Source organism: Mesorhizobium sp. B2-3-7 (genome assembly GCF_006442695.1).
In the GTDB taxonomy this organism is placed as follows: domain Bacteria; phylum Pseudomonadota; class Alphaproteobacteria; order Rhizobiales; family Rhizobiaceae; genus Mesorhizobium.
In genome coordinates, this window is record NZ_VFVV01000011.1 from 1 (window position 1) to 23225 (window position 23225).

The window sequence follows — 23225 nt, forward strand, 5'->3', positions numbered from 1 at the left end:
GCCGCCGTGATGGTGGCGGCGGCCGCCATCTATGCGCCGGAAAGCTTCGGCATCGGCACGGCGGGCGACATCCACGCACAGGCGCTGGTCGAAATGAGCCTGGGTGTGGCCATCGGCGCCATCACCTTCACCGGCTCGGTCATCGCCTTCCTGAAGCTTGACGGGCGTATGTCCGGCAAGCCGATCATGATCGGCGGCCGCCATTTCATCAACATCGCGCTTGGCATCGCCTTGGTCGTGCTGATCGTGCTTTTGGTCACCACCGAATCGAAGCTCGTCTTCTGGCTCATCGTTGCCGCATCGCTGGTGCTGGGCGTGCTGCTCATCATCCCCATCGGCGGCGCCGACATGCCGGTCGTGGTGTCGATGCTCAATTCCTATTCGGGCTGGGCGGCGGCCGCACTCGGCTTCACGCTCGGCAATCTGGCGCTGATCATCACCGGCGCCCTGGTCGGCTCGTCGGGCGCCATCCTGTCCTACATCATGTGCAAGGGCATGAACCGCTCCTTCATCTCCGTCATCCTCGGCGGCTTCGGTGGTGAGACCGCAGCCGCGGGCGCTGATGATGGGATCGAGCGCACGGTCAAGCAGGGCTCGGCCGACGATGCGGCCTATCTGATGATGAACGCGCAGAAGGTCATCATCGTGCCTGGCTACGGCATGGCCGTCGCCCAGGCGCAGCACGCACTGCGCGAGATGGCCGACAAGCTCAAGGCCAATGGCGTCGACGTCAAATACGCCATCCACCCCGTGGCCGGCCGCATGCCGGGCCACATGAACGTGCTCTTGGCCGAAGCCAACGTGCCTTACGACGAAGTGTTCGAGCTCGAGGACATCAATTCCGAATTCGCGCAGGCCGACGTCGCCTATGTCATCGGCGCCAACGACGTCACCAACCCGTCCGCGCGGGATGACAAGTCCTCACCTATTTACGGTATGCCGATCCTCGACGTCGACAAGGCGCGCACCTGCCTGTTCGTCAAGCGCTCGCTCGGCTCCGGCTATGCCGGCATCGACAACACGCTGTTCTACAAGGACGGCACCATGATGCTGCTCGGCGACGCCAAGAAGATGACCGAGGAAATCGTCAAGGCCATGGATCACTGACCCGGTCACATCGTCCGCATGAAGAAGCCCGGCTCGCCGGGCTTCTTCATGCGGATTTCAGACGATGTTCAACGGCTGGTCAGGAACACAGCCTCCTCGTCGTCGCGCTGCCTGCCGCCGAGGGCGGCCGCGGCGCTGGCGATGAAGGCGCCGATGACCAGCGACAGGGCGCCGAGGAGCGCAAATGTGGCGCTCGCCTTCCTGGCGGTATCGGCCGCCTGCTGGGCCTTGGCCTTGGCGTCCTGCGCCTTTGCCAGCAGCGTATCGACACGCGTCTTGGCGTCTGCTTCCGACAGGCCGGTGCGTGCCGCGACCAGCTGCGACAGGTATGTCTTGTCCTCGGGCGAAACCTCGCCAGCCGCAGCGCTGGCGACCAGGATGCGCGATGCCTGCGCCGCCGCCGCCGCGTCGTTTTGCGGATTGGCTGCCGCCAGTCTCGCCGCGTCCGCCGGCCTGAACAACGAGTCCACCAGATAGGATGTGGCATTGTCCGTCGATGCCCCGCCTGCATTGGCCGATGCACCGGCCGAAGCGCCCTGGGCGGCGCCGGCGGCCACGCTGGATACAGCCTGGACGCCGGAACCCACAGCCGCCGACAGCGCCGAGCCGAGCACGCCGAGGACCAGCAGCGTCGCCAGCGCCCATGCCAGGAAGCCATGAGCCGTATCCCGGAAATAAACCTCGTCGGTATGCACGCCCACCCATTTGGTGCGCAGCCGGCCGGCAAGATAGCCACCGAGGCCGGATGACAGCCATTGCACGACGATCAGCCAGACCGCGGTCGAAACCGCGAAGCTGGTGATAGAGGCGCTTGAGCCCGACCATGGCGAGACCATGCTCAACCCCAGGCCGGAGCCGAGCAGCATCAGGATGAAGGTCAATGTCGAGGCGGCGAAGGCACCGGCGATGATCGGACCCCAGCTGATAGCGGTGGCGGACGATTCCACCGCGCCGGGATCATCCGTGATCGACAGGGTGGACTGCATGACAGCCCCCTATCGCGCGAAAAGCATGATGAGAAGGATGATCGGGATTGGAACCCCGAGTAACCAGAGCAAGATGCCGCGTCCCATGGGAGCCTCCTTCGCCAGGAATTGTGATCGATACTGTCACAATGCTGGAAAGAAGCTTCCGTTCCGGCGGTTCGAATGAATCTCGCAAGGGAAACACTGGCGCGACCGACGCGCGCCAATGGTCCCGGGATGACTCCGGATTAAATGTCCAGATTGGCCACCGACAGCGCGTTGTCCTGGATGAACTCGCGCCGCGGCTCGACCTCGTCGCCCATCAGCCGCGAGAACAGGCTGTCGGCGTCGGTGGCGTCGTTTACCTTGACCTGCAGCAGCGAACGCACGTTCGGATCGAGCGTGGTTTCCCAAAGCTGCTCGGCGTTCATCTCGCCCAGGCCCTTGTAGCGCTGCATGGTCAGGCCCTTGCGGCCGGTCGCGAACACCGCGTTGAGCAGTGCCAACGGTCCCGAGATGGGTTCCGAAACATCCTTGCGGCGCAGCACGGGCGGCGCTCCATAGACGTCGCTGAGCCGCTGCGCGTAGCGGTCGAGCTGTCGCGCATCGGCTGAATTGATCAGCGCCATATCGAGATGGGCGTATTCCTTGACGCTGCGCACCGTGCGTTCGAAGACATAGCCGCCGATACCCTCATTCGAAGTCGACATCCGGCCGGTCCAGCCGCGCTCGGTGTCCTCGGCAATGATGTCGAGACGTTGCGCGATCCGCTCCGCCATCGCATTGGCGCGGCCAAGATCGGCGACGACGTCGGCATTGAGCCCGCCGGCGATCGCCGCCTGCTCCACGACGCCTCTGTTGTAGCGCGTGTGCAGGCCGTTGATGAGCTGGCGCACGGCGAGCGCATCGTCGATCGCCGCCCGCAGGTCCTGTCCGGCGCGAACCTCGCCGGAGCCGAGCGTGAGCGAGGCTTCTTCCAGTCCCGAGCCGATCAGGAATTCCTCGAACGCGCTTTCGTTCTTGATGTATTGCGAGCTCTTGCCTCGCGTCACCTTATAAAGCGGCGGCTGGGCGATATAGAGATGGCCGCGTTCGATCAATTCCGGCATCTGCCGGAAGAAGAAGGTGAGCAGCAACGTCCTGATATGCGCGCCGTCGACATCGGCGTCGGTCATCAGGATGATCTTGTGGTAGCGCAGCTTGTCGGCGTTGAATTCGTCCTTGCCGATCGACGTGCCGAGCGCGGTGATCAGCGTGCCGATCATGTCGGAACTGAGCATGCGGTCGAAGCGGGCGCGCTCGACATTGAGGATCTTGCCGCGCAGCGGCAGGATGGCCTGGTTCTGGCGCGAGCGGCCGCCCTTGGCGGAGCCGCCGGCCGAGTCGCCCTCGACGATGAAGATCTCGGACTTCGCCGGATCGCGTTCCTGGCAGTCGGCAAGCTTGCCGGGCAGCGAGGTGACGCCCAGCGAGGTCTTGCGGGTGATGTCGCGCGCCTTGCGCGCGGCCTCGCGCGCCGCCGCGGCCTGGATCACCTTCTCGACCACGACCTTGCCTTCGCTCGGATGTTCTTCGAGCCAGGTGCCGAGCGCCTCGTTGACCAGCCCTTCGACCACGGGCCGGACTTCCGAGGAGACCAGCTTGTCCTTGGTCTGCGAGGAGAATTTCGGGTCGGGAACCTTGACCGACAGCACTGCCGTCAGCCCCTCGCGGCAATCGTCGCCGATCAGCGAGACCTTTTCCTTCTTGGTCAGGCCCGAGGAATCGCCATATCCGGTGATCTGACGCGTCAGGGCGCCGCGAAAACCGGCGAGATGGGTGCCGCCGTCGCGCTGCGGGATGTTGTTGGTGAAGGCCAGCACATTCTCGTGGTAGCTGTCGTTCCACCACATGGCCACTTCGACGGTGATGCCGTCGCGCTCGGCCCTGATGGCGATCGGTTTGTCGATCAGCGGTTTCTTGACCCGGTCGAGATATTTGACGAATTCCTCCAGGCCGCCATCATAGTGCAGCTCATGCCGCACGACGTCGGCGTGGCGGGCGTCGGTCAGCACGATGCGCACGCCCGAATTCAGGAACGCAAGCTCGCGCAGCCGATGCTCCAGCGTGCCGAAATCGAATTCGACCATCGTGAAGGTCTCGGACGACGGAAAGAAGGTGATCTCGCTGCCGCTGCGGCCTTCATAGGTGCCGGGCTGCTTGTCCTGTTCGTAGGTGCCGGTAACGCTCAGCGGCGCGTCGGCATTGCCGTGTGTGAAGCTCATCTCGAAGATCTTGCCATTGCGGCGGATCTTGAGCTTCAGCCAGGCCGACAGGGCGTTGACCACAGAGACGCCGACGCCGTGCAGGCCGCCGGACACTTTGTAGGAGTTCTGGTCGAACTTGCCGCCGGCATGCAGCTGCGTCATGATCACTTCGGCTGCCGAAATGCCTTCGCTGGGATGGATATCGGTGGGAATGCCGCGCCCATTGTCGATGACGGTGACCGAACCGTCGGGATTGAGCGTCACCGTGACGAGATCGGCATGACCGGCCAGTGCCTCGTCGATGGCGTTGTCGACGACCTCATAGACCATGTGATGCAGGCCCGAACCGTCATCGGTGTCGCCGATATACATGCCGGGCCGTTTGCGGACGGCATCCAAGCCCTTCAAAACCTTGATGGAATCTGCGCCGTATTCGGCTTCGGCGCCGTTGGCGTTCTCAGTCTGGTCGCTCATGAAAACCTGTTGTCTAGAGGCGGCTGGTGGAGCGCGAAAAATCGCCCCCGAATCGCGCTTTCAATATTGCCTAGATATAGGCGTTAAAGGTGGTTTTTCCAAGGTTTGCAGGCATTTCCGGGCGGAAAAGCGCACCGTCGGCCAGCTATTGGCGAGAGGCTTTGACCTTAGCCAGCCGGTCGCGCAGGAATTTTGATCGTGAACTTCTATCTTGGCGCCGGCTGCCCCTTCTGCCCGCTCGGCATTGGCAGGGTCGCCAGCCGCCAGAGCTTGCGCAAGTGCCTTCCGCCGCCGCGACGACGGCGATCAAAAAGCACCGGCAGCAAAGCGCATGGCAAACGCAGGCCGAACCGCCCACGGTTCGGTCGTTTGCCGACATTCCGCCTGTCTACGGCGCGGGCGAGCCGGCTTGCATCAGCCGGCGCGCATCGGCTTCAGCGCCTCGCTCCAGCGCAGCAACTCCTCCAGCATGGTTCTTGCCCCGCCCTGCACCTGCTCGCTCGCTTCGAAGGAGCCGTCGGTCCCCAGCAGCTTCTGGTACAGCGGCAGCGCGATGCCTTCCGGAACCGGCATGACGCCGACGGAGGTCAGCAGCGGCTTGAGCGCCTGTGCCGCGCGCAGGCCACCGGAAACGCCGCCATAGCTGAAGATGGCGGCGGGCTTGTATTTCCATTCGCGCGAGAGATAGTCGATCGCGTTCACGATGGCCGGTGCGACGAAGTAATTATATTCCGGTGCCACGAAGACGAAAGCGTCGGCGGCATCGACGGCCTTCGACCAGGCCTTGGTATGATCGTTCAGGTAGTTGCCGAGCCTGGGATGGTGCGGCTCGTCCAGCACCGGCAGATCGAAGGCGGCGATGTCGGTCAGCACCGGTTCGAACTTGCCGTGCTCGCGCGCGAACCGCTCCAGCCAGTGAGCGAAAACCGGCCCGGCCCGGCCCGGCCGGGTGCTGCCGATGATGATGTTCAACTGGTGCTTCAAGGCGGGCTCCTTCGATTGACGGTATCTGTTGGTGACTGTGACCTACGGCAGAGCGCCGTCATGGACAAGACCGCGCCGTTTGGCGAGCGGTCACAATCGGATGATGGGAGCATCGCTCCGTCCCGTCGGGGCACGGGCTTTTACCGTCAGGCCACATGGACGCGCCGTGCGTCAGTCACTACATCGAACGGAGGCAAGGACTAGCGCGACGCGCTTGCCAGCGGAGCAGCCATGGACACTCAGCCCGCCCCCTTCGTTCCGCCGGCGCCGAGGCCGCGCACATCGCCGCCCTCGACGCTGGAGATGATGCGCATCGTCTACCGCAACCCGCTCGAGCTGTGGGGAGAGCCGACCTACAACGAGCCCTGGATCTCGGTGAACGGCGTCGGCGGACCGCTGGTCATCGCCAACGACCCGGGCCTCATTCGCCATGTCCTGGTCGACAATGCCAGGAACTACAAGATGGCGACGGTGCGCCAGCTCATCCTGCGGCCGATCCTGCGCGACGGCTTGCTGACGGCCGAAGGCGAGGTCTGGAAGCGTTCGCGCAAGGCGATGGCGCCGGTGTTCACGCCGCGTCACATCTTTGGTTTCGCGGGGCCGATGCTCAAGCGCACGCTTGAATTCGCCTCCCGTTACGAGGATGGCGGCACCTCCGACATTGCCCACGACATGACGCTGCTGACCTACGACATCCTGGCCGAGACGCTGTTCTCCGGGGAAATCGCGGGGGAGCCGGGCAGTTTCGCCAAGGAGATCGACCGGCTGTTCGAGACCATGGGCCGCGTCGATCCGCTAGACCTGCTGCGCGCGCCCGAATGGCTGCCACGGCTTACCCGCATCCGCGGCCGCAAGACCATGGCCTATTTCCGCAAGATCGTCAGCAATACGGTCAAGATACGCGAACAGAAACTCAGGCGCGATGCCGATGCCGTGCCGCAGGATTTCCTGACCCTCCTGCTCAAGGCCGAGGGGCCGGACGGGCTGACACGCTCGGAAGTCGAGGACAACATCATCACCTTCATCGGTGCCGGTCATGAGACCACGGCGCGAGCCTTGGGCTGGACGCTCTATTGCCTGGCCGAGGCGCCATGGGAGCGGGAAAAGATCGAGCGCGAGATCGATGCCGTGCTGGCGCGCGAGCCCGATCCGACCAGATGGCTGGACGCCATGCCGCTCACCCGCGCCGCCTTCGACGAGGCGCTCAGGCTCTATCCGCCGGCGCCGTCGATCAACCGCGAGCCGATCGAGCCGGAGAACTGGAGGGATCTCCACATCCCGAGGCGCGCGGCCGTGCTGGTCATGCCTTGGGTCGTCCACCGTCACAGGAAGCTGTGGGACAGGCCGGACGCGTTCATGCCGCAGCGGTTCCATCCGGGAAACCGCGAAAAGATCGACCGCTTTCAGTATCTGCCGTTCGGCGCCGGGCCGCGCGTCTGCATCGGCGCCAGCTTCGCCATGCAGGAAGCGATCATCGCGCTCGCCGTCCTGCTGTCGCGTTTCCGCTTCGATTCCATCGCGCAAACCAGGCCGTGGCCGGTCCAGAAGCTGACCACCCAGCCGCAAGGCGGGCTGCCCATGCGGATCACTTCGCGCCTGTAATCGCCCGCCGTCGGCCTATGTTCAGACCGCCGGTTTGCGCTGGAACTGGCCGGCCGCGCGAAAACGCCAGAGATAGCTTGGCAGGATCGTGCCGAGCGCCTGCGGCTGGATGCCGAGGCCGGCAAGCGTGCGGTTGGCCCTGGCGGCCTCCTCCGACACGACATTGTGCTCGCGCAATTGCAGCACCTGGTCCTTGGTCAGCAGCGGGTTGGGCAAGAGGCCCAGGATCGACGCCTGCAGGTTCGCCACCCACCACGGCACCGGAACCAGTAGGCGCTTGCGCTCGATCACCGCGAGCATTTCCTGCATGCTTTCCTTGAAAGTAAGCACCTGCGGGCCGCCAAGCTCGTAGATCTGACCGCCCTTGACCTTGCCATCGACCGAGCGCGCCACCGCTTCGGCGACGTCGCCGACATAGACCAGCTGGAACTTGGTATGGCCGCCGCCGATCAGCGGCAGTGCCGGCGAATAACGCGCCATGTTGGCGAAGCGGTTGAAGAAACTATCTTCCGGTCCGAAATTGATCGACGGCCGCAGGATCACGGCGTCCTTGATCGTCTCCAGAACGGCCTTTTCACCAAGCGCCTTGGTGCGTGCATAGTTGGATGCGGCTTCCAGGTCGGCGCCCAGGGCCGAAATATGGGTCAGGCCGGCGCCCGCTGCGCGTGCCGCTTCGGCCACGGCGCGAGCGCCGAATTCGTGCACGGCCGTGAATTTCTGCCGCCCGCTCTCATGCAGCACGGCAACCAGGTTGACGACATGATCGGCGCCCTGCACGGCGCGATCGACCGACCAGCGCACGCGCACATTGGCCTGCACGGGCTGGATCTGGCCGACATTGCCGAGCGGCTGCAAATGGCCGGCGAGATCGGGCCGGCGGCAGGCGACCCTGATGCGATAGCCGCGCTTGGCCAAGGCCCGCACCACGTGGCGGCCGACAAAGCCCGACCCGCCGAAAATGACGACGAGCTTGGGGGTCTGCAGGATTTCGGTCATGGCTGGCTCCGGCGCTCGAAAGCTTGGCTGAAGCCGTTTCATAATCCGTTTCGCGTCAAACGCAAAGGGTGACGCGTCGTCGCTGTGAAGCGGCTTTCCCAGGAAAAACAGCTTGGGAATTGCATCAGGACAAATGCGCTTCAGAACGCCTTGCCTGACGCAGAAAACCCCGCCGAGGCGGGGTTTTCCGGATGACATCCATGCGAAGCCAGGGGCCGACGGAGCGGCCTGACCTGAGACGGTATCAGGAGGGCGTGAAGCAAGTACGCCCACCCCAGCCCTGGACATCCGACATGGTGCCACCGACCTTCTTGCAGGCCGCGATGAAATCGGTGCTGCAACTGGCGAATTTCGCGTGACCGTTCTTGCAATAGTGGTCCTCGGTAGCGCCGCCGCCCGGCGCGGCAATGACGCCTGGACTGGACGGCTTGACCGGCGCGGCCTTCAGGTTGGCCGCCTGGGTCGCGCCCATGAACGAGCCGAGGAGAAGGACTGCGGTCAGAATGGTTGTCTTGGTGCTGGTCATGGTGGTATCCTTTCATTGAGGTTGGGCTTTCCGGGACGCGAAGGGCATGCCTTGGCGTGGAGCAGGTTTCGATGTGACTTGCTGTTCCCCCGGTCTGAATCGGGCAAGCTCATCCTGCCCTGGACAGGCATTGGTCGCCCCGACGCTCGAAAAGGTTCAGACCGCGCGCGAAAAAAACACGCATGGCCATGCCGCGGGCAGGCGCCGGCAGCTGATGAGCTGAAAAGAAGAATTTATTTCAGGCCGAATAGCGCTCGGCGAATTCGGAAATGCGCTGCACCACGGCCTTGGAGACCTTGATGCCCCGTGCCGCGGCCTTCTCCGCCGCCTCGGCCCGGGAGCGGCCCGGTATGTGCACGCCGTAGCGCCGGCGCAGCCGGTCGAGCTGATCCTTCATCCGCTGCTCGAAATCCGGATCGAGCAGCTTGGGCTCGACGGCCAGCACGAACAGGCCGGTGCCGGGATTGTCCGGGCCGCCGGTGAACCAGGGCGCATCGAGCGACCAGTTTGCCCCCGACAGACCCGCCGCCAGCACCTCGACCATCAGCGCGATGTTGGCGCCGCGCTGGCCACCGAAGGCGAGCATGGCCCCCTTCATGGCTGCGGCCGGATCTGTAGTGGGATTGCCGCTGGCATCGAGCGCCCAGCCTTCGGGGATCTTCTTGCCGTCCTCGGCCGCCTTGCGGATATTGACGAAGGCGGTGGCGCTCGATGACTGGTCGATGACCAGCGGCGGGCCGTCGGCGGCGGGTGCGGCGAAGGACATCGGGTTGGTGCAATAGACCGGCTTGACCGAGCCCGAACCGGCAAGCACGGCGGGACCGTTGGTGGCGGCGAAGGAGACCAGCCCCTGCGCTGCCAGCCTTCCGGTAAAGTAGCCGAGGGCGCCGCATGTATAGGCATTCTTCTGCGAAAAGATGGCGACGCCGAACAGTCTTGCCGCCTTGGCGAGCTCGTCGAGCGTGCGGTCGAAGCCGGTATGCGCCAGCCCGCCTTGCGCATCGGAAAGATAGACTGCGAGCGCCGGCCGGGTGATCACCGGCTCGGCATTGCCGTCGATGCGGCCGGCCTCCAGCGCTTCGAGATAGTCGATGAAATGCGACAATCCGACGGTCGAGAGTCCTTCTGCCTCGGCCGATATGATCGAGGCGGTGAGCGATTGCGCCGCTTCCTCGTTGGCGCCCGCACCCAGCGCCGCCATGCGGCACAGCCCGGTTGCCTGTTCGAGACTGAGTTGCATGGCGACTGCCTTTAGTGAGTGGTGAGTGGTGAGTAGTGAGTAGTCAGCAATGGGTGGTGGCGGCTAGCCACTTCCTACTCACCAATCCCTACTCACTAGGTCCCTAGCCGATCTTGTTCGGAATCCGCGCCTCGATCCTGCCGAAGGCGAAGACCAGAATGCCGGTGATCGCCATATAGATCAAGGCAAGCAGCAGCAAGGGCTCATAGGTGAGGTAAGTGTCCTGTCTGACCTTCGACGAAACGGCGAAGATGTCGATGACGCTGATGGTCGCCACCAGCGGCGTCGATTTCAGCTGCAGCACGGTTTCCCCCGTCAGCGTCGGCAGCGCCCGGTAGAAGGCCTGCGGCAGCCAGATACGCCGGAAGATCTTCCAGCGGCTCATGCCGAACGCACGTGCGGCTTCGAGCTGCCCCTTCGGCACGCCGGCAAAGGCGCCGCGCATCACTTCGCCCTCGTAGCCCGCGAATGAGAGCGTCAGCGCCAGGACGGCATAAGGCCATGCCTGCCTGAGATAGGGCCACATCCAGGATTCGCGGATCCACGGATATTGCGGAAACAACGAACCCAGCCCGTAGTAGAGCAGCCACAGCTGTAACAGCAGCGGCGTTCCCCTGATGACGGTGCAGAAGACCTTCGCCGGCGCCGCGAACCAGATCGGGCCGCCAGCCTGTGCCAATCCGACCGGCACCGCGATCAGGAAGCCCAACAGGCAGGTGACGGCCAGGATCCACAGCGCGCGCCAGATGCCGAGCAGGGCCAGGCCGTAATATTGCGGCAGCCAGTCCCAGCGCATGAAGAAGGCCGCGGACAGCACCAGCCCGAGCGCAATCAGGATCAGCACGATACGATGCGGCTGCAGCCAGAGCGAGGCGCGAGCCGCGCTGTTGATGATGGCCGCTTCGCTCGCCATCAGCGCGCCTCCTTGATCGACGGCATGCCGCGCCGCGCCCATTTCTCGACGCGACCAAGGACGAGGTTCGAAAACAGCGTCACGGCCAGATAGAGCATGCCGGCCGCGAGATAGAATATCAGGTAGGCCTTGGTGACGCCCGCCGCCTGCCGCGTCGCCAACGTCAGTTCGAAGAAACCGACCACGGCCAGCAGCGCCGTATCCTTGGTGGCGATCAGCCAGAGATTGGCGAGACCCGGAATGGCGAAGGGCAGCATTGCCGGCAACGTGATGCGCCGCAAGAGAAGGCCGGGAGACATGCCGTAAGCGCGGGCGGCTTCGATCTGGCCTTGCGGGACGGCAAGGATGGCACCGCGTATGACCTCGGTCGAGTAGGCGCCCTGGACGAAACCGAGCACCGCGATGCCGGCCACCAGCCCGCTGATGTCGACCCGCTGATAGCCCATGGCGGTCAGCATCTGGTTTATCAGGTCGGTACCGGCGTAGTAGAGGAGCAGGATCAGCACCAGTTCCGGTACCGCGCGCACGATGGTCGTGTAGACCGCCAGCAGGTCGCGCACCACGGGGCCGCCATAAAGCTTGCCATAGGCACCGCCGGTTCCGATCAACAGTCCGACGATCGTGGCGCCGACGGCGATCTCAAGCGAATGCAGCAGCCCAAGCATGAGCGTCCCGCCCCAGCCGACGGGCGCGGGCGACAGGAGTTCGATGATGCCGGCCGCAGAGGCCGGAAGAAATGAATCGATCAGCTTCGCCCCCGGATTGCTGGCTCAATCCGCCGGCGCAAGCCGCCGGCGGCAAGGGTGCGTGGGAAAGGTCGGGTTGGAGGACTTGGCGTCAGTGCCTTGTCTTCCAGCCCATGCGATGGTCGTCAGTCCGACTTCGTGGCACCGCCGCGTCAGTCCGGCTGCATGGCATCGCCACGTCAGTTCGACTGCGCGCCGCTGCCACCATATATGTCGAAATCGAAGTATTTCTTCGAGATCTCGTCATACTTGCCATTGGCGCGGATCGCCTTGATGCCGGCGTTGATCTTTTCCTTCAGCTCGGTGTCTTCCTTGCGCACGCCGGCGCCGACGCCCGGTCCGAGCACTTCGTCGTCCGGAGCCACCATGCCCTTCAGGTCGCAGCAGGCCTTGCCCTGGTCGGTCTTGAGGAACTCGCCAAGCGCGATGGAATCGGCCTGCACCGCATCGAGGCGCCCGGCGGCAAGGTCGTTGTTGGCCTCGTCCTGCGTCTGGTACTCCTTGATCTCCGACGCCGTGGCGCCGAAATGCTTCTTGGCGTAGACGGCATGCACGGTCGATACCTGGACGCCCAGGATCTTGCCCTTGAGATCGTCCGGCGCGGAGCCGAATTTCTGGTCCTTCGGTCCGATGATCGCCGTCGGCGTGTTGTAGTACTTATCCGAGAAGTCGATCGTCTTCTTGCGTTCGTCGGTGATCGACATCGAAGAGACGATAAGGTCGATCTTCTTGGTGGTCAGCGCCGGGATGATGCCGTCCCAGGCGACGGGCGTGATGACGCAGTCGAGCTTCTCCTCGGCGCAGACGGCGTCGATGAACTCGATCTCCCAGCCGACCCATTTGCCCGAAGCATCCGGCGAGGTGAACGGCGGATACGGCTCGGCGGCGATGCCGATCTTGACCGGATCGGCCTTGGCCACGCCGATGGCGGCGACGCCGAGCAGCAGCGCTGCGGCGAACGTCTTCAGAACAGTCTTCATTTTACGACTCCCAGTTTGTTGTTGGTTCCCGGTTTTCTTCCGCCCTCGGTTTGCTAGCCGATGTTGCGAATGAATTGCTTGAGCCTTTCGGATCTGGGCGCGCCGAAGATCTGTTCCGGCGGGCCTTCCTCCTCGACCAGTCCATTGTAGAGATAGACGACATGCGTCGCGACCTCGCGCGCGAACTTCATCTCGTGGGTGACCAGCACCATGGTGCGGCCTTCGCGCGCCAGGTCGCCGATCACTCTCAGCACCTCGCCGACCAGTTCGGGGTCGAGCGCCGACGTCGGTTCGTCGAACAGCATGACGCGCGGATTGATTGCCAATGCGCGAGCGATCGCGGCGCGCTGCTGCTGGCCGCCCGATAGATAGGCCGGATAGACGTCCCGCTTTTCGGCGAGGCCGACGCGGACGAGCAGCTTTTCGGCCTGGGCGATCGCCGCGTCGCGCTTGACGCCCAGCACATGCACGGGAACCTCGATGACGTTCTCGATCAGCGTCATGTGGCTCCACAGATTGAAATTCTGGAACACCATGCCGAGCTTGGAACGGATGCGTTCGATCTGCTTGCGGTCGGCCGGCACGGTATGGCCGTGGCTGTCGGCCTTCAGCTTGATCTCCTCGCCATTCACGCGAATGATGCCGCTGGTCGGATTCTCCAGGCAGTTGATGCAGCGCAACAGCGTCGATTTGCCTGAGCCCGAACCGCCGATGATGGCGATGACCTCGCCGTCGCGCGCCGACAGCGAGACGCCCTTCAGCACATGCAGCTCACCGAATTTCTTGTGCAGGTTCTCGACGTGGATGGCTTCGGCGGCGCCATTTTGCGCCTCACCGGATGGGGCTGCGGCAACTCCCGCCGTGCTCAACAGGTGACCTCCGTGTAGTCGATGGCAGCTCGTCGAACGTCTACCCGGCTAATCAACATACGCTGTACTGCCCCGCTCCAGACTTCAGCATGGACCCAACTGCGCGAGCCCGTCAATCCCGCTCATTACGGCACTTGCGGCCTTGTTGTGCAAGTGTATAAATAGCCTTTCATGAAATTTTCTCGATTTTTTTCAGCTAAAAAGGGCACCGATGAGCGCTTTCGGATCACAGTCCATGGCGGCGACGCTGCGGCGCGTGCTGATGCGGTCGGCGGCCAACGCCATGCGCGACGCCGACAGATCTGCCTGGCACTATGGCCCGGGGTTCAATCCGGCGAAAGCTGCCTCGCAGCACGCGGCCCTTGCTGAGTTGGTAGCGGCTTCCGGCGCTGAAATCGAATGGATCGAAGACAAGGCCGACGGACTTTCGGATTCGGTGTTCACGCACGACCCATCGCTGATGGCCGGTCGCGGCGCGCTGATCCTGTCCATGGGTAAGCCATTACGCGCCAGGGAGCCCTCGCTGCATGAGGAAACCTACACAAGGCTGGGCATTCCGATCCTCGGCCGCGTCGAGGCTCCTGGTCAGGTCGAAGGCGGTGATTGTGTCTGGGTGGACGCCCGCACGCTGGCGATCGGGCGCGGTGTCCGCTCCAACCAGGAAGGTATCCAGCAGGTTTCCAACCTGCTGACGCCGCTGGGCGTTTCCGTCTACGGCTTTGATCTGCCGCTGTGGCAGGGCGAAGAGGCGTGCCTGCATCTGATGTCGGTGATCAGCCCGTTGGCGGACGACCTCGCGCTGGTTTATTCGCCGCTTTTGCCGGCCCCGTTCTATCAAATGCTGAAGGCACGCGGCATCCGGCTGGTCGAAGGCGATGCCGAGGAGTTCGCTGCTTCCAACGGCCTCAGCCTTAACGTACTGCCGACTAGCCCGCTCAACGTCATTGCCGTTGCAGGCTTTCCCAAGACCAAGGCCGCGATGGAGGCCGCGGGCTGCATGGTTGAAGTCTTCGAGGCGGATGCGCTCTGCATCGCCTGCGAAGGTGGGCCGACATGCCTGACGCGGCCGATCCTGCGCCAATGAATGCGCCATCCCGCCGCAAGTTTCGTCGCGAGGGCGAGGAGCGGCGGCGGCAGGATCTGATCGAGGCGACTCTGGACAGCGTGGCCGAACATGGGCTGCAGGGCGCCACCTTGCGCACCATCGCATTGCGTGCCGGCGTCACCGCGGGGCTGATCCGGCACTATTTCCCCGGCAAGGAAGAACTGCTGCAGGAGGCCTATACGGCACTGGTCGGCCGCATGACCGAGCAGGCGAAAGCAGCATTGGTCATGGAAGATGCCTCGCCGCGGCAACGCCTTGCGGCTTTCGTCACCGCCAACCTCAACGCGCCGATCATCGACGCGCGGGTTTTTTCGCTCTGGGCAACCTTCATCGGCCGCGCCGGTGCGGATCCGACCCTGGCCCGTGCCCACCGCGAAGGCTATCTCGGCTTTCGCAACGAGGTGGAGGCGGTTGTGGCCGAAGTGCTCGCCGCCGAACAGTGCAAGCCGGACGCAAGCCAGTTGCGCCACCATGCCATCGCGATCAACGCGATCATCGACGGACTCTGGATCGAAGGCTGCCTGGCCGGCGAGATGTTCTCGCCCGGCGAATTGGCGGCGATTGGGATCAAGGCTGTCGAAGCCGAGCTCGGCCTCGAGCCGGAAAGGGGAGAACACTAATGACCACCATTGGCGAAGCGTTGATTTCACTGCTCGAGGCGCATGGCGTCGACACCGTGTTCGGTATTCCCGGCGTCCACACGGTCGAGCTTTATCGCGGGTTGGCGCGTTCGAGGATCCGCCATGTCACGCCGCGCCACGAGCAGGGCGCGGGCTTCATGGCCGACGGCTATGCGCGCGCCGGCGGCCGGCCGGGCGTCGCCTTCGTCATCACCGGCCCGGGGCTGACCAACACCATCACCGCCATGGCTCAGGCGCGCGCCGATTCGGTGCCGATGCTGGTAATCTCGGGCGTCAACGCCACGCCGACGCTTGGCAAGGGCCTGGGCTTCCTGCACGAGCTGCCGGACCAGCGCGGCATGATGGAAAAGGTGGCGCTGTTTTCGCAACGTATCACCGAGGCCGGCGAACTGCCCGGCGCGCTCGCCCGTGCCTTCGCGCTGTTTTCCTCGTCGCGGCCGGGCCCGGTGCATATCGAGATTCCGACCGACGTCATGGTCAAGCCTGCCGATGGGATCGCGGCGGTGCTGAGCAATGCCGCGCCACCGGCTGCCGGGGCGACGGCCATCGCCGCGGCGGCCAGCCTTTGTGCGGCGGCTCGGCTCCCGCTCATCCTGGCCGGCGGCGGCGCCAAGCGCGCCGAGGATGCGCTGCGGCGCCTGGCCGAAAGGCTGGGCGCGCCGGTCGTCGAGACGACCAATGCGCGCGGCCTGCTCCACCGCCATCCGCTCTGCGTACCGGCCAGTCCCAGCCTGAAAGCCGTCCGCGCGCTGATGGACGAGGCCGATCTGGTCATTGCCGCCGGCACCGAGTTCGGCCCGACCGATTATGACGGCTATGGCGATGGCGGATTTGTCCTGCCGGCCAATCTGATCCGCATCGACATCGGCGCCGATCAGCTGGCGCGCCGTCCGGCGACGGTGGCCATCCATGCCGACTGCGCCGAGGCGATCGAAGCCTTGCTTGCCGCGCTCGGCTCGGTCGACGCGGGCAGGCAGGACGGGAAGAACCGCGCCGCGGCGGCGCGAAAGGCGGCTCGCGCCGAACTGACTCCCGTCCATGCGGCGCAGGTCCATGCGGTGGAAGCCATCCGCGACGCCCTGCCGGGCGCGATCATCGTCGGCGACTCCACCCAGCCCGTCTACGCCGCCAACCTCTATTACGATCACGACCGGCCGGGCGGCTGGTTCAACGCCGCCACCGGCTTCGGCGCGCTGGGCTACGGCCCGCCGGCGGCGGTGGGCGCGGCGCTCGCCATGCCAGACGCGCCGATCGTCTGCCTCACCGGCGACGGTGGCTTCCAGTTCACCTTACCCGAGCTTGGCGCGGCGCTTGATGCTGCGGCACCCGTTATCTTCGTCGTCTGGAATAACAGGGGCTATCGCGAGATCGAGACTTCGATGCTCGACGTCGGCGTGGAACCCGTCGGCGTGTCCCCGGCACCGCCGGATTTCTGCAAACTGGCCGAGGCCTATGGCATCGGCGCCGAACGGATCGCCGATACCGGCGCCTTACCACTCGCGCTGAAGCGCGCCCGGGCAACGGGGTTGCCGCGCGTCATCGAAATCACGGTCGAGTGAAGCTTCACGCCGGCGTCGATTTTCCTACTTGCATCGTGGTCATTCGCCGGCTTGGCTTTTGCGCGGCAACAATCGCCGCTGCCCGACACATGCAAAGACGCGACGGCTGCCATGTCGAGATATCAATTGAGTGATCGCACGAAAGGCGCGACGCTTCGCGTCGGCGCGGCGAAACAAGCGACATAATCAAAAAAGACAGGAGCGGTCCAGGATGACGGAAACACTTCAGGGCAGGCACATCGTTGTGACCGGTGGGACCGGTGCGCTCGGCGGCGCGGTCGTCGGCAAGCTGCTGGGCGAGGGCGCGGTCTGCCATGTGCCGAACGCCCATGCCGCGGCACCTTCGCATTTCCCTTTCACCACCCACGAGAACGTCAGGCTGGCACACAATGTCGACCTGTCGGACTCCGCCAAGGTCGAAGCCTTCTATGCCCAGGTTCCCGCCCTGTGGGGATCGATCCATCTGGCCGGCGGCTTTGCCAAGGCGCCTGTGGAGAAGATCGAATCCGCCTCCTTTGCCGAGATGATGGATACCAATGCCCGCACCGCGTTCCTGTGCAGCCGTGCGGCGGTGCGCTCGATGCTGGCGGCGGGCACCGCCGGCCGCGTCGTCAATGTCACGGCACGCGCCGGGCTCGATCCGCGCCGCGGCTCGGGCATGGTCGCCTATGCCGCCTCCAAAGCAGCGGTCGCGGCGATGACGGTGGCGATGGCGGAAGAGCTGAAGCACCAGGGCATCCTGGTCAATGCGGTGGCCCCCTCGACGCTCGACACGCCGGCCAACCGTGCCGACATGCCGGATGCCGATTTCAGCAAATGGGTCAGCCTTGAAGCGGCGGCCGAGGCCATCGCCTACCTTGCCTCGCCCGCCAACCAGGCGATGAGCGGCACGCTGGTGCCGCTCTACGGTCGCGCATAAGGCGCATAGTTGATTCCGACGATCCCCGGGCTGCGTCCGAGTTTCCGACAAAGAAAAACCCCGCCGGATCGCTCCGGCGGGGTTTTGTTTCGGGCCTGTGCGAAAGGGCGATTAGCTGCCCTGCTTCTTCAGCGCGGCGCCCAGGATGTCGCCCAGCGAGGCGCCGGAGTCGGTCGAGCCGTACTGGGCGACCGCTTCCTTCTCCTCGGCGATTTCCAGCGCCTTGATCGAGACCTGCAGCTTGCGGGTCTTCTTGTCGAAGGCGATGACGCGGGCGTCGACCTTCTGGCCGACGGTGAAGCGCTCGGGGCGCTGCTCGTCGCGGTCACGGGAAAGGTCGGAGCGCTTGATGAAGGTCTCGATGCCGCTTTCCACCAGCCGCACTTCCAGACCGCCATCCTTGACGCCGATGACCTCACAGGTGACGACGGCGTTCTTGCGCAGCTCGCCTGAAGTCGCCGCTTCGCCAACCGTGTCGCGGGCCAGCTGCTTGATGCCGAGCGAGATGCGCTCCTTCTCGATGTCGACGTCGAGCACCTGCGCCTTGACCATGTCGCCGCGATTGTACTCCTCGATCACCTGCTCGCCCGGACGGGTCCAGTCGAGGTCGGAAAGGTGCACCATGCCGTCCACGTCGCCTTCCAGGCCGATGAACAGGCCGAACTCGGTCTTGTTCTTGACCTCGCCCTCGACCTGGCTGCCGACCGGATGGCTGCGAGCGAAAGCCTCCCACGGGTTCTCCAGCGTCTGCTTGAGACCGAGCGAGATGCGGCGCTTGGCCGGATCGACTTCGAGCACCACGACATCGACTTCCTGCGTCGTCGACAGGATCTTGCCGGGATGCACGTTCTTCTTGGTCCACGACATTTCCGAAACGTGGATAAGGCCTTCGATGCCCGGCTCCAGCTCGACGAACGCGCCGTAGTCGGTGATGTTGGTGACGGTGCCTTTGATCTTCTTGCCGATCGGGAACTTGGTGCCGATCTCCGACCACGGATCGCTCTCGAGCTGCTTCATGCCGAGCGAGATACGGTGCGTTTCCTGGTTGATGCGGATGATCTGCACCTTGACCGTCTGGCCGATGTTGAGGATCTCGGTCGGATGGTTGACGCGGCGCCATGCCATGTCGGTGACATGCAGCAGGCCGTCGATGCCGCCGAGGTCGACGAACGCACCGTAGTCGGTGATGTTCTTGACCACGCCTTCGACAACCTGTCCCTCTTCGAGGTTCTGCACGATTTCCGAACGCTGTTCGGCGCGGCTCTCCTCGAGCACGGTGCGGCGCGACACCACGATATTGCCGCGGCGGCGATCCATCTTCAGGATCTCGAAAGGCTGCGGGTTGTGCATCAGCGGCGAGACGTCGCGGATCGGGCGGATGTCGACCTGGCTGCGCGGCAGGAACGCCACGGCGCCGTCGAGATCGACGGTGAAGCCGCCCTTGACCTGGTTGAAGATGACGCCTTCGACGCGCTCACCCTTGGTGAACTTCTCTTCGAGACGCACCCAGCTCTCTTCGCGGCGAGCCTTCTCGCGCGACAGCATGGCTTCGCCAAGCGCGTTCTCGATGCGCTCGACATAGACTTCGACCGTGTCGCCGACCTTGAGGGTGGATTCCTTGCCCTTGGCGCCGAATTCCTTCAGCGGCACGCGGCCTTCGACCTTGAGGCCGACGTCGATGATGGCCATGTCCTTTTCGATCGCGGTGATCGTGCCCCGGACAACCTGGCCCTCGCCGGAATGGCCGGCGGTGAATGATTCTTCGAGCATGCTCGCGAAATCGTCGCGAGAGGGATTTGCTACAGACATTGTTTCTCCTGGAATACCCCGCATCTTTAGCGGGGCGTGCGCCGTGGGTTAGCGTTGCGTTGGCCTGCCGGCGTTCCGGGCAAAGAGCCCTTGGCCGCTTAAGGCGGCAAGTCCGGCGCATGAAGAATGCTGGCAGGCTGGTTCGTGCCCGATATGGGTATTTTCTTTGCCTCCAGCAACGGAAACTCGAGGGAAAACCCGGATCAGGCCTTGTTTCCCTTGGACAGCACGTCGTCGATGACAGCTCTGGCCGCGAGAAACGCGGCTTCTATAGCCATTTCGCTGGTATCAAGCAAGTGCGCGTCGGGGGCAGGCTTCAAGGGCGAGTCGGCGCGGCCCATGTCGCGCTCGTCGCGGCGCCGGATATCGGCGAGGATTTCGGTGAAATCAGCCGTGCCGCCGATGCTCTCGATCTCCGCCAGCCGGCGCCTTGCCCGCACCTCGGCGCTCGCGGTCACATAGAGTTTGATGTCGGCATCGGGGCACACCACGGTGCCGATGTCGCGACCGTCGAGCACGGCACCCGGAGGGGATTTGGCAAACTCGCGCTGTTTCTCCACCAGGATGCGCCGCACCGTTGGAAACACCGCGACCTTCGAGGCCGCTTCGCCAACCGCATGCGCCGACAAGACGGCCCGGTCGAGCTTCGCCAGGTCGACTTGGCGCGCGGCCGTCTCGGCCGCCGAGACATTGTCGAGCGGCAAGCCAAGCCGCAGCAAGGCATGGGCGACGGCACGGTAGGTGAGGCCGGTGTCGAGCAGGTTCAGTCGGTAGTGATCGGCCAGACGCCGGGCGAGGGTGCCCTTGCCGGCTCCGGCCGGACCGTCGATGGCGATGGTGAAGACGTGTGTCATTGGCAGGCCAGCATACCTGAAACCGAACAGCGTAGCGGTCCGGAGAGAGCTTGCGATCCGTCGCGCCCCCCTCTGTCCTGCCGGACATCTCCCCCACGAGAGGGGAGATTGGCAGTTCCGGCGCCTCGCTCACTTCTGCAACGCGGGCGATTTGCGAAGGCCGCTATGACGGCTGATCTCCCCCCTCGTGGGGGAGATGTCCGGCAGGACAGAGGGGGGCGCTGTCCTGCCGGCATTTCAGTTTGGCCCCAACCCATCAACTCTCACCCAATCTCCGCGCCCAGCCCTGTCATCAGGCTCATGAACTCCGGGAAACTTGTCGCGATCATGTTGGCGTCGTCGATGGTCACCGGCTTCTCAGTCGCCAGCCCCATCACCAGGAAGCTCATGGCGATACGGTGGTCGAGATGGGTCTGCACGGTCGTGTCCGGGCCATTGGGATGGCCGCCGAGCCCCTTGCCGCCGGGCTTTCCGCGCACCGCGAGCGATGTCTCACCCTCTGTGCAGTCGACGCCATTAAGCTTCAGTCCATTGGCGACCGCCGACAGCCGGTCGGATTCCTTTACCCTGAGTTCCTCCAGCCCCTGCATCAGCGTCTCGCCCTCGGCGAAGCTGGCGGCAACGGCCAGCACCGGATATTCGTCGATCATCGACGGCGCCCGCTCGGCCGGCACGGTGACCCCCTTCAGCTCGGAATAACGCACGCGCAGGTCCGCGACATCCTCACCGCCGGCATTGCGCGGGTTCAAGATCTCGATCTGGCCGCCCATCTCCTGCAAAGTCAAAAGCAGCCCGGTGCGGGTCGGGTTCATCAGCACGTTTTCGATCAGGATGTCGGAACCCGGCACGATCAGCGCGGCCACCAGCGGGAAGCCGGCCGAGGATGGGTCGCCCGGCACGGCGATCGTCTGGCCGGTGAGCTTGCCCTGGCCCTCGATGAAGATATGGCGCACGCCGCGCTCGTCGGTCTCGACCGACAAATTGGCGCCAAAGCCTTTCAGCATCTTTTCGGTGTGGTCGCGCGTCATGACAGGCTCGATGACGGTGGTGATGCCCGGCGTGTTGAGGCCGGCGAGAAGCACCGCCGATTTCACCTGCGCGGAGGCCATCGGCACGCGATAGGTGATCGGGGCGGCATGCTTTGGTCCATGCAGCGTGATCGGCATGCGGTCGCCGGGCGTTGCCTTCAGCACCTGCACGCCCATCTGGCGCAGCGGCTCCAGCACGCGGCCCATCGGCCGGCCTGACAAGGAAGCATCGCCGATGAAGGTCGTTTCCATGTCATAGGTGCCGACCAGCCCCATGGTCAGCCGCGAGCCGGTACCGGCATTGCCGAAGTCGAGCGGCCCTTCCGGCTGCAGCAGCGCGCCGTTGCCGGTGCCGCGGATCACCCATTCGTCGCCGCGCTTCTCGATATGCGCGCCCATCGCCTTCATGGCGGCACCGGTGCGCATGACGTCCTCGCCTTCGAGCAGGCCGGTGATGCGGGTCTCGCCGGAGGCGAGCCCGCCGAACATGAAGGAGCGGTGCGAGATCGACTTGTCGCCCGGCACGCGCGCCGTACCGGAAAGCGCTTGACATTTACGGGCGGTGGCCGGCTTGGAAGCGGCGGCGTGAGACATGGAAGTTCCCTGGACGGAATGCCGGCGGGCCGGCGCTTTTCATTTGTTGCGGCGGTCTCGTATCACGGTGGGCCGAAATGGTCATCCCCCATGGTCGACGCTTGACGCTAGCCCTTTCAACGCATGGTTTTGTGACGCCGGCTTTTGGCTTTGACAGCGCTGCAAACAGTGGTTAAGGGGACCACTCTTTTATCGACGAGGCTTGCCGTGGCAAAAACCGAACTTGGCACAAAGCGTATCGACCCTGAAACGGGTCGAAAATTCTACGACCTGAACAAGGACCCGATCGTCTCGCCCTACACCGGCAAGACCTATCCGCGTTCCTATTTCGAGGAAGGCAAGATCGCCGCCCTCGAGGAGGAAGAGGAAGTGGCCGAGAAGGAAGTGGACGCCGAGGACGAGGAGGGCGTAGAAGTCGTCTCGCTCGAAGAGGCTGACGAAGACGTCAAGGGCGACGATCTGCCCGATCTCGGCGACGACGAGGATGATGTCGACCTGGGCGACGACGAGGACGATACGTTCCTCGCCGACGAAGAGGAAGAGGACGACGATGTCGCCGACATGATCGGCGTCGGCGACGACGACGACGAGGTCTGACAAGGCCGGGAACGCAAGCGTTTGCCGGCTTTCGCAGCTTGTGAAGAAAAAGCCGCTGATGAAGGCTTGATATTGACGAAGGGCGGGGTTAGAAGCCGCCTGCACTAACGGCGCGGTCTCCAACCCGCGCCGGATCTCTTCGCCGGAAACGGCGCCGGTTGACTGCCGGAAGTGGGGCCATAGCTCAGTTGGGAGAGCGCTTGAATGGCATTCAAGAGGTCGTCGGTTCGATTCCGATTGGCTCCACCAAACAGTCACTTTTCCAAATTTCGGGGTTGTAGAAACCGGATTCAGCTTCGGAATTTTTGGACATCGCTGCCCGCCGCAGCCTGAAGCGCGCCGCTCAGGCGGTCGACGCGGCGGTTTCGTTCTGGCCGCCCGCTCCACTGATGCTGGGCTGCCTGCCGATTTCGCTGCCGTCGGGCGCGCCGGTGCTTACGCAATATGCGGCCATTGACTAAAACGGTTCCT

General features: G+C 64.3%; 21 protein-coding genes and 1 tRNA gene. 9 read left to right on the forward strand and 13 right to left on the reverse strand.

Going from position 1 to position 23225, the window contains the following annotated elements; all coding sequences use genetic code 11:
• A partial coding sequence (locus FJ940_RS21005) for an NAD(P)(+) transhydrogenase (Re/Si-specific) subunit beta (protein WP_140657790.1) occupies positions 1-1107 on the forward strand: 1107 nt, incomplete at its 5' end.
• Between the two features lie 68 nt (positions 1108-1175).
• On the opposite strand, the gene FJ940_RS21010 is transcribed toward FJ940_RS21005, so the two are convergent.
• From FJ940_RS21010 to FJ940_RS21020, 3 genes are all read right to left on the reverse strand, one after another.
• Positions 1176-2093 (reverse strand): hypothetical protein, encoded by a 918-nt coding sequence (locus tag FJ940_RS21010; RefSeq protein WP_140580584.1) that lies wholly within the window; start codon positions 2091-2093, stop codon positions 1176-1178.
• A 227-nt stretch (positions 2094-2320) separates the two neighbouring features.
• Positions 2321-4792 carry a DNA topoisomerase (ATP-hydrolyzing) subunit B gene (gyrB, locus tag FJ940_RS21015; RefSeq protein WP_140525837.1) on the reverse strand — a complete coding sequence of 824 codons (2472 nt, stop codon included), beginning with the start codon at positions 4790-4792 and terminating at the stop codon, positions 2321-2323.
• Between the two features lie 414 nt (positions 4793-5206).
• Positions 5207-5776: an NADPH-dependent FMN reductase gene (locus tag FJ940_RS21020; protein WP_140497272.1), complete on the reverse strand. Its 570-nt coding sequence runs from the start codon at positions 5774-5776 to the stop codon at positions 5207-5209.
• Positions 5777-6007: 231 nt separating this feature from the next.
• On the opposite strand from FJ940_RS21020, the gene FJ940_RS21025 reads away from it, so the two are divergent.
• Positions 6008-7378, forward strand: a complete 1371-nt coding sequence (locus tag FJ940_RS21025; RefSeq protein WP_140657792.1) for a cytochrome P450 — start codon at positions 6008-6010, stop codon at positions 7376-7378.
• Between the two features lie 21 nt (positions 7379-7399).
• Here the strand turns inward: FJ940_RS21025 and FJ940_RS21030 are convergent, their stop codons facing one another.
• From FJ940_RS21030 to FJ940_RS21060, 7 genes are all read right to left on the reverse strand, one after another.
• Positions 7400-8374, reverse strand: a complete 975-nt coding sequence (locus FJ940_RS21030; protein ID WP_140559777.1) for a complex I NDUFA9 subunit family protein — start codon at positions 8372-8374, stop codon at positions 7400-7402.
• Between the two features lie 244 nt (positions 8375-8618).
• A complete protein-coding gene (locus FJ940_RS21035) occupies positions 8619-8900 on the reverse strand; it encodes a hypothetical protein (RefSeq protein WP_140556914.1) in 282 nt (93 codons plus the stop codon).
• Positions 8901-9138: 238 nt separating this feature from the next.
• Positions 9139-10140, reverse strand: a complete 1002-nt coding sequence (locus tag FJ940_RS21040; protein WP_140497264.1) for an Ldh family oxidoreductase — start codon at positions 10138-10140, stop codon at positions 9139-9141.
• 103 nt (positions 10141-10243) lie between these two features.
• Complete coding sequence (locus FJ940_RS21045) at positions 10244-11053, reverse strand: ABC transporter permease (protein WP_140497262.1); 810 nt, start codon at positions 11051-11053, stop codon at positions 10244-10246.
• Positions 11053-11718 carry an ABC transporter permease gene (locus FJ940_RS21050; protein ID WP_140497260.1) on the reverse strand — a complete coding sequence of 222 codons (666 nt, stop codon included), beginning with the start codon at positions 11716-11718 and terminating at the stop codon, positions 11053-11055. Before FJ940_RS21050 ends, FJ940_RS21045 begins: the two co-directional genes overlap by 1 nt.
• A 260-nt stretch (positions 11719-11978) precedes the next feature.
• Positions 11979-12779, reverse strand: a complete 801-nt coding sequence (locus FJ940_RS21055; protein ID WP_140559775.1) for a transporter substrate-binding domain-containing protein — start codon at positions 12777-12779, stop codon at positions 11979-11981.
• 53 nt (positions 12780-12832) lie between these two features.
• The gene (locus FJ940_RS21060) at positions 12833-13648 is read right to left on the reverse strand and encodes an ABC transporter ATP-binding protein (RefSeq protein WP_140559774.1); all 816 of its coding nucleotides are present in this window, start codon (positions 13646-13648) and stop codon (positions 12833-12835) included.
• Between the two features lie 211 nt (positions 13649-13859).
• Between FJ940_RS21060 and FJ940_RS21065 the strand changes: the two genes are divergently transcribed.
• The 4 genes from FJ940_RS21065 (at position 13860) to FJ940_RS21080 (ending at position 17872) form a co-directional block, all read left to right on the forward strand.
• On the forward strand, positions 13860-14732 hold the full coding sequence (locus FJ940_RS21065; RefSeq protein WP_140657794.1) for a dimethylarginine dimethylaminohydrolase family protein: 873 nt from the start codon (positions 13860-13862) through the stop codon (positions 14730-14732).
• Positions 14702-15373: a TetR family transcriptional regulator C-terminal domain-containing protein gene (locus FJ940_RS21070; protein ID WP_140497252.1), complete on the forward strand. Its 672-nt coding sequence runs from the start codon at positions 14702-14704 to the stop codon at positions 15371-15373. Before FJ940_RS21065 ends, FJ940_RS21070 begins: the two co-directional genes overlap by 31 nt.
• The gene (locus tag FJ940_RS21075) at positions 15373-16953 is read left to right on the forward strand and encodes a 5-guanidino-2-oxopentanoate decarboxylase (protein WP_140559772.1); all 1581 of its coding nucleotides are present in this window, start codon (positions 15373-15375) and stop codon (positions 16951-16953) included. Before FJ940_RS21070 ends, FJ940_RS21075 begins: the two co-directional genes overlap by 1 nt.
• Before the next feature lie 211 nt (positions 16954-17164).
• Entirely contained in the window at positions 17165-17872 is a 708-nt protein-coding gene (locus FJ940_RS21080) for an SDR family NAD(P)-dependent oxidoreductase (protein WP_140497248.1), read from the forward strand.
• A 111-nt stretch (positions 17873-17983) separates the two neighbouring features.
• Here FJ940_RS21080 and rpsA read toward each other — a convergent pair whose 3' ends face one another.
• The 3 genes from rpsA to aroA form a co-directional block, all read right to left on the reverse strand.
• The gene (gene rpsA / locus FJ940_RS21085; RefSeq protein ID WP_140497246.1) at positions 17984-19681 is read right to left on the reverse strand and encodes a 30S ribosomal protein S1; all 1698 of its coding nucleotides are present in this window, start codon (positions 19679-19681) and stop codon (positions 17984-17986) included.
• A 203-nt stretch (positions 19682-19884) separates the two neighbouring features.
• Positions 19885-20535 carry a (d)CMP kinase gene (gene cmk, locus FJ940_RS21090; RefSeq protein WP_140497244.1) on the reverse strand — a complete coding sequence of 217 codons (651 nt, stop codon included), beginning with the start codon at positions 20533-20535 and terminating at the stop codon, positions 19885-19887.
• Between the two features lie 263 nt (positions 20536-20798).
• Entirely contained in the window at positions 20799-22157 is a 1359-nt protein-coding gene (gene aroA / locus FJ940_RS21095; RefSeq protein WP_140657796.1) for a 3-phosphoshikimate 1-carboxyvinyltransferase, read from the reverse strand.
• Between the two features lie 207 nt (positions 22158-22364).
• Between aroA and FJ940_RS21100 the strand changes: the two genes are divergently transcribed.
• The 3 genes from FJ940_RS21100 to FJ940_RS28530 all read left to right on the forward strand — a co-directional run bounded on the left by FJ940_RS21100 (position 22365) and on the right by FJ940_RS28530 (position 23215).
• Complete coding sequence (locus tag FJ940_RS21100; protein WP_140497238.1) at positions 22365-22754, forward strand: TIGR02300 family protein; 390 nt, start codon at positions 22365-22367, stop codon at positions 22752-22754.
• A 173-nt stretch (positions 22755-22927) separates the two neighbouring features.
• Positions 22928-23003 (forward strand) — tRNA-Ala (locus tag FJ940_RS21105).
• 56 nt (positions 23004-23059) lie between these two features.
• Positions 23060-23215 (forward strand): hypothetical protein, encoded by a 156-nt coding sequence (locus FJ940_RS28530; RefSeq protein ID WP_181168359.1) that lies wholly within the window; start codon positions 23060-23062, stop codon positions 23213-23215.
• Positions 23216-23225 lie beyond the last annotated feature (10 nt).

Bases quoted from the DNA above. Each gene is read 5' to 3' on its own strand.
- aroA (WP_140657796.1), bottom strand. From the start codon at position 22,157: ATGTCTCACGCCGCCGCTTCCAAGCCGGCCACCGCCCGTAAATGTCAA.
- FJ940_RS21010 (WP_140580584.1), bottom strand. From the start codon at position 2,093: ATGCAGTCCACCCTGTCGATCACGGATGATCCCGGCGCGGTGGAATCG.
- rpsA (WP_140497246.1), bottom strand. From the start codon at position 19,681: ATGTCTGTAGCAAATCCCTCTCGCGACGATTTCGCGAGCATGCTCGAA.
- FJ940_RS21030 (WP_140559777.1), bottom strand. From the start codon at position 8,374: ATGACCGAAATCCTGCAGACCCCCAAGCTCGTCGTCATTTTCGGCGGG.
- FJ940_RS21075 (WP_140559772.1), top strand. From the start codon at position 15,373: ATGACCACCATTGGCGAAGCGTTGATTTCACTGCTCGAGGCGCATGGC.
- FJ940_RS21045 (WP_140497262.1), bottom strand. From the start codon at position 11,053: ATGGCGAGCGAAGCGGCCATCATCAACAGCGCGGCTCGCGCCTCGCTC.
- cmk (WP_140497244.1), bottom strand. From the start codon at position 20,535: ATGACACACGTCTTCACCATCGCCATCGACGGTCCGGCCGGAGCCGGC.
- gyrB (WP_140525837.1), bottom strand. From the start codon at position 4,792: ATGAGCGACCAGACTGAGAACGCCAACGGCGCCGAAGCCGAATACGGC.
- FJ940_RS21080 (WP_140497248.1), top strand. From the start codon at position 17,165: ATGACGGAAACACTTCAGGGCAGGCACATCGTTGTGACCGGTGGGACC.
- FJ940_RS21055 (WP_140559775.1), bottom strand. From the start codon at position 12,779: ATGAAGACTGTTCTGAAGACGTTCGCCGCAGCGCTGCTGCTCGGCGTC.
- FJ940_RS21040 (WP_140497264.1), bottom strand. From the start codon at position 10,140: ATGCAACTCAGTCTCGAACAGGCAACCGGGCTGTGCCGCATGGCGGCG.
- FJ940_RS21025 (WP_140657792.1), top strand. From the start codon at position 6,008: ATGGACACTCAGCCCGCCCCCTTCGTTCCGCCGGCGCCGAGGCCGCGC.
- FJ940_RS21050 (WP_140497260.1), bottom strand. From the start codon at position 11,718: ATGCTTGGGCTGCTGCATTCGCTTGAGATCGCCGTCGGCGCCACGATC.
- FJ940_RS21065 (WP_140657794.1), top strand. From the start codon at position 13,860: ATGAGCGCTTTCGGATCACAGTCCATGGCGGCGACGCTGCGGCGCGTG.
- FJ940_RS21070 (WP_140497252.1), top strand. From the start codon at position 14,702: ATGCCTGACGCGGCCGATCCTGCGCCAATGAATGCGCCATCCCGCCGC.
- FJ940_RS21035 (WP_140556914.1), bottom strand. From the start codon at position 8,900: ATGACCAGCACCAAGACAACCATTCTGACCGCAGTCCTTCTCCTCGGC.